This is a genomic window from Nonomuraea sp. NPDC001684 (genome assembly GCF_053596515.1).
In genome coordinates, this window is record NZ_JBSFGJ010000421.1 from 1 (window position 1) to 8,180 (window position 8,180).

At 67.8% G+C, this 8,180-nt stretch carries 8 protein-coding genes; all 8 read left to right on the plus strand.

Annotation, left to right across the window (positions count from 1 at the left end):
* Window positions 1-717 (plus strand): vitamin B12 dependent-methionine synthase activation domain-containing protein (locus tag ACWCSD_RS42130; protein ID WP_449923435.1); only part of this gene is annotated, 717 nt, incomplete at its 5' end.
* A gap of 21 nt (window positions 718-738) precedes the next feature.
* Window positions 739-1,380 (plus strand): HAD family hydrolase, encoded by a 642-nt coding sequence (locus tag ACWCSD_RS42135; protein ID WP_364338290.1) that lies wholly within the window; start codon window positions 739-741, stop codon window positions 1,378-1,380.
* Window positions 1,381-1,465: 85 nt separating this feature from the next.
* Window positions 1,466-1,930: a cellulose synthase gene (locus ACWCSD_RS42140; protein WP_397158741.1), complete on the plus strand. Its 465-nt coding sequence runs from the start codon at window positions 1,466-1,468 to the stop codon at window positions 1,928-1,930.
* A gap of 274 nt (window positions 1,931-2,204) precedes the next feature.
* Entirely contained in the window at window positions 2,205-3,203 is a 999-nt protein-coding gene (locus ACWCSD_RS42145) for an ABC transporter permease (RefSeq protein WP_352364026.1), read from the plus strand.
* Between the two features lie 63 nt (window positions 3,204-3,266).
* Window positions 3,267-5,033 carry an ABC transporter substrate-binding protein gene (locus ACWCSD_RS42150; RefSeq protein WP_397158738.1) on the plus strand — a complete coding sequence of 589 codons (1,767 nt, stop codon included), beginning with the start codon at window positions 3,267-3,269 and terminating at the stop codon, window positions 5,031-5,033.
* A gap of 93 nt (window positions 5,034-5,126) precedes the next feature.
* The gene (locus ACWCSD_RS42155) at window positions 5,127-6,140 is read left to right on the plus strand and encodes an ABC transporter permease (protein WP_352364030.1); all 1,014 of its coding nucleotides are present in this window, start codon (window positions 5,127-5,129) and stop codon (window positions 6,138-6,140) included.
* Window positions 6,137-7,165, plus strand: a complete 1,029-nt coding sequence (locus tag ACWCSD_RS42160; protein WP_358298997.1) for an ABC transporter ATP-binding protein — start codon at window positions 6,137-6,139, stop codon at window positions 7,163-7,165. The genes ACWCSD_RS42155 and ACWCSD_RS42160 overlap by 4 nt, the downstream gene beginning before the upstream one ends.
* Window positions 7,162-8,180 (plus strand): ABC transporter ATP-binding protein (locus ACWCSD_RS42165; RefSeq protein WP_449923442.1); only part of this gene is annotated, 1,019 nt, incomplete at its 3' end. The genes ACWCSD_RS42160 and ACWCSD_RS42165, both read left to right, overlap by 4 nt.

Genomic DNA, 8,180 nt, shown 5'->3' on the forward strand with positions numbered 1-8,180 from the left:
CTCGACGAGCGCGCCCTGTTCCTGGGCCAGTGGGGCCTCAAGCCCACCAGGGGCGGCGACGGGCCCGGCTACGAGGAGCTGGTCGAGACCGAGGGCCGGCCCAGGCTGCGCATGTGGCTGGAGCGCATGCAGACCGAGGGCCTGCTGGAGGCGGCCGTCGTCTACGGCTACTTCCCGTGCGTCAGCGACGGCGACTCGCTGATCATCCTGGGCGACGACGGCAACGAGCGCACCCGCTTCACCTTCCCGCGTCAGCGCCGCGACCGGCACCTGTGCCTGGCCGACTTCTTCCGGAGCAAGGACTCCGGGGAGGTCGACGTCGTCGGCTTCCAGGTGGCCACCATGGGGGCCAAGATCTCCCAGGCCACCGCCGAGCTGTTCGCCAAGGACGCCTACCGCGACTACCTGGAGCTGCACGGCCTGTCGGTGCAGCTCACCGAGGCGCTGGCCGAGTACTGGCACGCCCGGGTGCGCGCGGAGTGGGGCATCGGCGGTCAGGAGACCCTCGACGACATGCTCAAGGTCAACATCCAGGGCTGCCGCTACTCCTTCGGCTACCCGGCCTGCCCCAACCTGGAGGACCAGCAGCAGCTGTTCGAGCTGCTCGACCCGGGGCGCATCGGCGTCAGCCTGTCGGAGGAGTTCCAGCTCCACCCCGAGCAGGCCACCTCGGCGCTGGTCGCGCACCACCCCGAGGCCAAGTACTTCAACGTCTAGTTCGTCATCGGGGGAAAGCACGTGGAAGCGGTCTTCTTCGACATGGACGGCCTGCTCGTCGACAGCGAGAAGGTCTGGCTGGAGATCGAGACCAGGGTGATGGCCAGGCTCGGCGCCGAGTGGACGCCCCAGCACCAGGCCCACCTGGTCGGCGGGTCCATGGAGCGCACGCTCGACTACATGCTCGCGGTCTCCGGGGCCGACGTCCCGGCGCCGACGGTGCAGGAGTGGATGGTCTCCGGCATGGTCGAGCGCCTGGCCGAGGGCGTCGCCGTCATGCCGGGGGCCGCGGAGCTGCTGGAGGCGCTGCGCGACGAGGGGGTGCCGGTCGGCCTGGTCACCTCGTCGATGAAGGAGATCGCCGACGCCGTGCTGAAGGGCTTCGGCGAAGACCGCTTCGACGTCGTCGTCACCGCCGCCGACGTCGAGCGGACCAAGCCCGACCCCGAGCCCTACCTCAAGGCAGCCGGGCTGCTCGGCGTCGAGCCGGTGCGCTGCGTGGTGCTGGAGGACTCACCCAACGGCGTGGCGGCCGCCACGGCGGCCGGCTGCGCCGTCGTGGCCGTCCCCAACCTGCTGCCCGTCGAGCCGGCCCCCGGCCGTCTGGTGGTCTCCTCGCTGGCCGGCGTCGGCGTCGCCGATCTGCGCGCGCTGATCCCCTAGGGGGCGTCTGGTCCTCGCGGAGGAGAGGCCCCCGGCGTTTCGCGTGCCAGGATGGAAGGCGTAGTCGAGACGAGGGGCGGCCTTAATGTTCAATCAGATCGCCTGGTTGCCGCTGTGCGCCGGGGTGACGGCGGTAGGGCTGGTGCTGAGCTTCCTGGCCTTCAGGCGCCGGGGTGCGGCCGCGGGGATGAGGCTGGCGGCCTGGTCCCTGCTGCCGGTGGCGGCCTACCTGACCGGCGCGCTCAGCGCGCTGTGGACGATCGGGGCGACCGCGGTGGGGTTCGTCACCGGGCTGGTGCTCAACCCGATGGTGTGGGCCGGTGTGGCCGTGGCGGGCCTGGCCGCCGTGCTGTTCGTGGTCTCCGGGGTGATGCGCGGCCGCAGGCTGTCCGTGGGGCGCAAGAAGAAGGCCGCTCCCGAGCCGGGAGGGAAGCCGCCGGTTCAGCCCGTAGCGAACAAGCCCCAGCCGTCGGTGGCCGCGAAGACCCCCAAGAACGACGATGACTTCTCCGATATCGAAGCGCTTCTGAAGCGCCGCGGCATCAGCTGATTTCGGACGGAAACGGTCGTGGATCGGCACTGTCACAGTTCCGAGACCCAACCGGGACGGGCCGTAGACATTCACATCAAGATCGATACGAATAAGTTTCGCGTCAATCACAGTTGAGCCACATCGAGCGCTGAGGGACTGGTCATACCAGCTCAGGCCATAGATTCTGCCTCCTGGGGCCGCGACTCTGCGGACTCGCCTTGCACGGGCGCACTACCCTGACCGGGTCGCGCCGACACGGACGACGTCGTCTGGAATCCAGGGGGCCACTGGCATGACCGCACCGCTCGATGTTCCTGACTCGGCCGTCGAGGCCGGGCCGGAGACCGTTCTTGAGGGGGCGGAGTCTTCAGTCATCCGGGGGCGTTCCCTCGGGCAGATCGCCTGGATGCGCCTCAAGCGCGACCGCATCGCGATGATCGGCGGCATCGTCATCGTCCTGCTGATCCTCGTGGCGATCTTCGCGCCGCTGCTGGTGTCGTGGTTCGGTCACGACCCGGCCGAATGGCACCGGGAGAAGATCGACCCGGCGATCCAGGCTCCGATCGGCGCCTTCGGCGGCATGAGCTGGGACTTCCTGTTCGGTGTCGAGCCCACCACGGGCCGCGACCTGTTCAGCCGGATCCTGTACGGCGCCCGCATCTCGCTGCTGATCGCGTTCTTCGCGACGCTGCTGTGCGTGGTGATCGGCACCGTGCTGGGGATGATCGCCGGCTTCTTCGGCGGCTGGGTCGACACCATCATCTCCCGCCTCATGGACATCTTCCTCGCCTTCCCGCTGCTGGTGTTCGCGCTGGCGCTGGCCGGCGTCATCCCCGACAAGGCGTTCGGCATGTCGGGCGACACCCTCAGGATCAGCCTGCTGGTGTTCATCATCGGCTTCTTCAACTGGCCCTACATCGGGCGCATCATCCGGGGCCAGACGCTCTCCCTGCGCGAGCGGGAGTTCGTCGACGCCTCCAGAAGCCTGGGCGCGCGCAGCCACACGATCCTGTTCAAGGAGATCCTGCCCAACCTGCTCGCGCCGATCCTCGTGTACTCGACGCTGCTGATCCCGTCGAACATCCTGTTCGAGGCCGCACTCTCCTTCCTCGGCGTGGGCGTGCGGCCGCCGACCCCCACGTGGGGAGGCATGCTGGCTGAGGCGGTCCACAACTACGACGTGGCGCCCAACTTCATGATCTTCCCCGGCCTCGCGATCTTCATCACCGTGCTGGCGTTCAACCTGCTCGGTGACGGCCTCAGGGACGCCTTCGATCCCAAGGCCCGATAAGGCCTCGTGAGTAGTTATCCGCAAGTTCTCTCAACTCCTAGATTCAAGGGGTGTGTCAGGTCGATGAAGATGAGATCTAAGGCGTCGGCGATCGCGGTGACCGCCGCTCTCGCCGTGGTCGTCTCCGCGTGTGGCGGCGGCGGTGGCAGCAAGAACACCAGCGGCTCGGGCAGCGACGACAAGCCGTCCAGCAAGTACAACGCGGGCGTGACGGCGGTCATCAACCCGTCGGAGAAGGTCGGCGGCACCCTGCACATGGGCATGCCCGGCGACTTCGACTCGGTGGACCCGGGCGACATGTACTACGGCTACGCCTGGAACTTCGCCCGCCTCTACACGCGCGCGCTCACCATGTTCAAGCCGGTCCCCGGCGAGGAGGGCCTGCAGCTCGTCGGCGACCTGGCCGAGGGCCTGGGCACGCCGAGCGACGGCGGCAAGACGTGGACGTACAAGCTGCGCAAGGGCGTCAAGTTCGAGGACGGCACCCCGGTCACCTCGAAGGACGTCAAGTACGGCGTGGCGCGCTCGCTGGACAAGGACATCCTGCCCAGCGGCCCGACGTACTTCAACGACTGGCTCGACGTCGGCAGCTACACCGGCCCGTACAAGATGAAGGGCAAGCTCGACGACTTCAAGGCGATCGAGACCCCCGACGACCAGACCATCGTCTTCCACCTGAAGAAGGCGTACGGCGGTTTCGACTACTTCGCCATGCTCCCGCAGACGGCCCCCGTGCCCGAGGCCAAGGACACCGGCTCGAAGTACAAGGAGCACCCGGTCGCGACCGGCCCGTACATGTTCAAGGCGCACGAGCTCACCAAGCGCATCGAGCTCGTCAAGAACCCGAACTGGGACGCGGCGACCGACCCCAACCGCAAGCAGCTCAACGACTCGATCGAGGTGCTGCTGGGCCAGAACGAGGACGACCTCGACCAGCGCCTGCTGTCCGGCAAGATCGACGTCAAGGTCAACAGCACCGGCGTGGCGGCCAACGCCCGCAAGACGGTCCTGACCGACGAGAAGGTCAAGCAGTACGCCGACTCGGCCCCGATCGACCGCACCTGGTTCACCAACATCAACGGTGACGTGCCGCCGTTCGACAACATCCACTGCCGCAAGGCCGTGCTGTACGCGACCGACCGCTCGGCCATCCAGGGCGCCTACGGCGGCCCGGACGCCGGTGGCGACGTGGCCCTCAGCCTCATGCCGGCCAAGATGACCGGTTACGAGAAGATCGACCCCTACGGCGTCGAGGCCAACCCGACCGGTGACCTCACCAAGGCCAAGGAAGAACTGGCGGCCTGCGGCCAGCCCAACGGCTTCAGCACCACCATCTCCTTCCGCAACGAGCGCTCGGCCGAGAAGCAGACCGCCGAGTCGCTGCAGCAGTCGCTCGGCCGCGTGGGCATCAAGCTGGAGCTCAAGGGCTTCCCGCAGGGTGACTACTTCAAGCTGTACGCCGGCAAGCCCGACTTCGCCAAGAAGAACAACCTGGGCCTCATGGTCTACGGCTGGGGCGCCGACTACCCCGAGGGCTTCGGCTTCTTCCAGCAGATCGTCGACAGCCGGGTCATCCGTCCCGCCGGTAACACCAACCTCGGCGTGAAGGACCCCAAGATCGACGAGCTGATCGACCAGGCCGCGGGCGAGACCGACGCGACCAAGCGCAACAGCATCTGGGCCGCTGTCGACAAGCAGGTCATGGAGTCGGCCTACATCCTTCCCTACGTCTGGGCGCACGGCCTGTTCTACCGTCCGCCGCAGCTGAAGAACGTCTTCGTCTCCCAGAACTGGGGCATGTACGAGTTCCTCACGCTGAGCACCCAGTAACAACGGCGCCAACTGCCGGAACGTCCCGTACCGAAAGCAGGTGAAGGCTTCGGCGGCCGGGCTCACAAGGCCCGGCCGCCATGGCCGAGATCAGTGTTCACATACATTCTCAGACGGTTGATAGCGGCCGTCATGCTGCTCTTCGTGGTGAGCATCGCGACGTTCGCCATCTTCTTCCTCGTGCCTCGGCTCGCTGGGATGTCCGCTGACGACCTGGCCTCCCGGTACGTGGGCAAGGCGGCCAACGCCGAGGTGATCCACGACACGGCTGTGCGCCTCGGCTTCTACGACCCGATCCTGGTCCAGTACGGGCGTTTCGTGCAGGGCATCTTCGTCGGCGTCGACCGCAACTACGGCCCCGGCATCGAGCACTGCCCGGCGCCCTGCTTCGGCTACAGCTACGTCAGCCAGAACCCGGTCCTGCCCGACCTGCTCAACCGCCTGCCGATCACCTTGTCGCTGGCGCTCGGCGCGGCCGTGGTGTGGGTCATCTTCGGCGTGGCCACCGGCGTGCTGTCGGCGCTGCGCCGCGGCAGCTTCTTCGACCGCCTGTCCATGGGCATCGCCCTGGCCGGCGTCTCGCTGCCGATCTTCTTCACCGGCATCGTCTCCCTGGCCATCTTCCGCGACCAGCTCGGCCTGGTCGGCGACGTGGCCGACTGGGTGCCGATCAGCGAAGACCCGCTCACCTGGGCCAACAACCTCATGCTGCCCTGGGTGACGCTCGCCTTCCTGTACGCCGCCGGCTACGCCCGCCTCACCCGCGCGGGCATGCTGGAGACCATGTCGGAGGACTACATCCGCACGGCCAGGGCCAAGGGCCTGCCCGAGCGGAAGGTGGTGCTCAAACACGGGCTGCGGGCCACGCTCACCCCCGTGGTCACCATGTTCGGCCTCGACCTGGGGCTGCTGCTCGGCGGCGCCGTCCTGACCGAGAGCACCTTCTCGCTGCCCGGCATCGGCAAGTACGCCGTCGACGCCATCAGCAACAACGACCTTCCCCAGGTGATGGGCGTCACGATCGTCGCGGCGGCCTTCATCATCCTGGCCAACCTGATCGTCGACCTGCTCTACGCGGTCGTTGACCCGAGAGTGAGGCTGGCGTGAGTCCCTTCCTCGACGTCAAGGACCTGAAGATCCACTTCCCGACCGACGACGGCCTCGTCCGCTCCGTCGACGGGCTGACCTTCAGCCTCGAACGCGGCAAGACCCTCGGCATCGTCGGCGAGTCCGGCTCGGGCAAGTCGGTGACCAGCCTCGGCATCCTCGGCCTGCACAAGGGCAAGGGCGCCAACGTCTCGGGCGAGATCTGGCTCGACGGCGAGGAGCTCGTGGGCGCCTCGCAGGAGCACGTGCGCGGGCTGCGCGGCAAGAAGATGGCGATGATCTTCCAGGATCCGCTGTCGGCGATGCACCCCTTCTACACGGTCGGCGACCAGATCGTCGAGGCGTACCGGATCCACCACAAGGTCACCAAGGCCGTCGCCAAGAAGCACGCCGTGGACATGCTGGGCCGCGTGGGCATCCCCGAGCCGCAGCGCCGCGTCGACTCCTACCCGCACGAGTTCTCCGGCGGCATGCGCCAGCGCGCGATGATCGCCATGGCGCTGTCGTGCGACCCCGAACTGCTCATCGCCGACGAGCCGACCACCGCGCTCGACGTGACCGTGCAGGCCCAGATCCTCGACCTCATGGTCGACCTGCAGCGCGAGTTCAACTCCGCGCTGATCATCATCACCCACGACCTGGGCGTGGTGGCCGAGCTGTCCGACGACATCCTGGTCATGTACGGCGGCAAGTGCATCGAGTACGGCACCGCCGACGACATCTTCTACCGTCCCGAGCACCCCTACACATGGGGTCTACTGGGATCGATGCCCCGCCTCGACCGGGAGCCCACCGAACGGCTGCTGCCGATCAAGGGCTCGCCGCCGTCCCTGATCAACGTGCCTTCGGGCTGCGCCTTCCACCCCCGCTGCCCCTACGCCGAGCGCACCGGGGGCAAGTCCAGCAGCGAGGTGCCCGGCCTGATCGAGACCGAGGGCGGCCACCTGGTGCGCTGCCACATGAGCAGGACGGAGCGGCGGGAGCTGTGGGAGAACGAGATCAAGCCAGTGCTGGAGAGCCAGTGAGCGAGACGGTGACCGCGAACGAGCCGCTTCTTTCCGTCCAGGGGCTGGAGAAGCACTTCCCGGTGACGAAGGGCCTGCTCAAGCGGCAGGTCGGCGCCGTCAAGGCGGTCGACGGGGTCAGCTTCGACGTCTACAAGGGCGAGACGCTCGGCCTGGTGGGGGAGTCCGGCTGCGGCAAGTCCACCACCGGCCGCCTGGTCACCAGGCTCCTTGAGCCGACCGGCGGCAAGGTCGTCTTCGAGGGCCAGGACATCACGCACATGGGGCAGGGCAGGCTCAGGCCGCTCCGCCGCGACATGCAGATGATCTTCCAGGACCCGTTCTCGTCGCTGAACCCCCGCCACACCGTCGGCACCATCGTCGGCGCGCCCTTCCGCATCCAGGGCGTGCAGACCGAGAACGGCGTCAAGAAGGCGGTCCAGGACATCCTCGCCCTGGTCGGGCTCAACCCCGAGCACTACAACCGCTACCCGCACGAGTTCTCCGGCGGTCAGCGGCAGCGCATCGGCATCGCCCGCACGCTCGCGCTCAAGCCCAAGCTCATCATCGCCGACGAGCCGGTCTCCGCGCTCGACGTGTCCATCCAGGCCCAGGTCGTCAACCTGCTGGAGGACCTGCAGAACGAGCTCGACCTGACCTACGTCGTGATCGCCCACGACCTGTCGGTGGTGCGCCACATCAGCGACCGGGTCGCGGTCATGTACCTGGGCAAGATCGTCGAGATCGCCGACCGCAAGAGCCTCTACAGCTCGCCGATGCACCCCTACACCAACGCCCTGCTGTCGGCCGTGCCCGTGCCCGACCCCAAGGCGCGCAAGGAACGCGAGCGCATCAGGCTCACCGGCGACGTGCCCAGCCCGCTCAACCCGCCGCCCGCCTGCCGCTTCCACACCCGCTGCTGGAAGGCGCAGGAGATCTGCAAGACGGTCGAGCCGCCCCTGGAGCAGCTGGCCGACGGCCACCGCGTGGCCTGCCACTTCCCGGAGAACGCGCCCGCCGCCGCGACCGCCGCGGC

Coding starts and splice junctions, on each gene's coding strand:
- ACWCSD_RS42145 (WP_352364026.1), top strand. CDS start 2,205: ATGACCGCACCGCTCGATGTTCCTGACTCGGCCGTCGAGGCCGGGCCG.
- ACWCSD_RS42140 (WP_397158741.1), top strand. CDS start 1,466: ATGTTCAATCAGATCGCCTGGTTGCCGCTGTGCGCCGGGGTGACGGCG.
- ACWCSD_RS42150 (WP_397158738.1), top strand. CDS start 3,267: ATGAAGATGAGATCTAAGGCGTCGGCGATCGCGGTGACCGCCGCTCTC.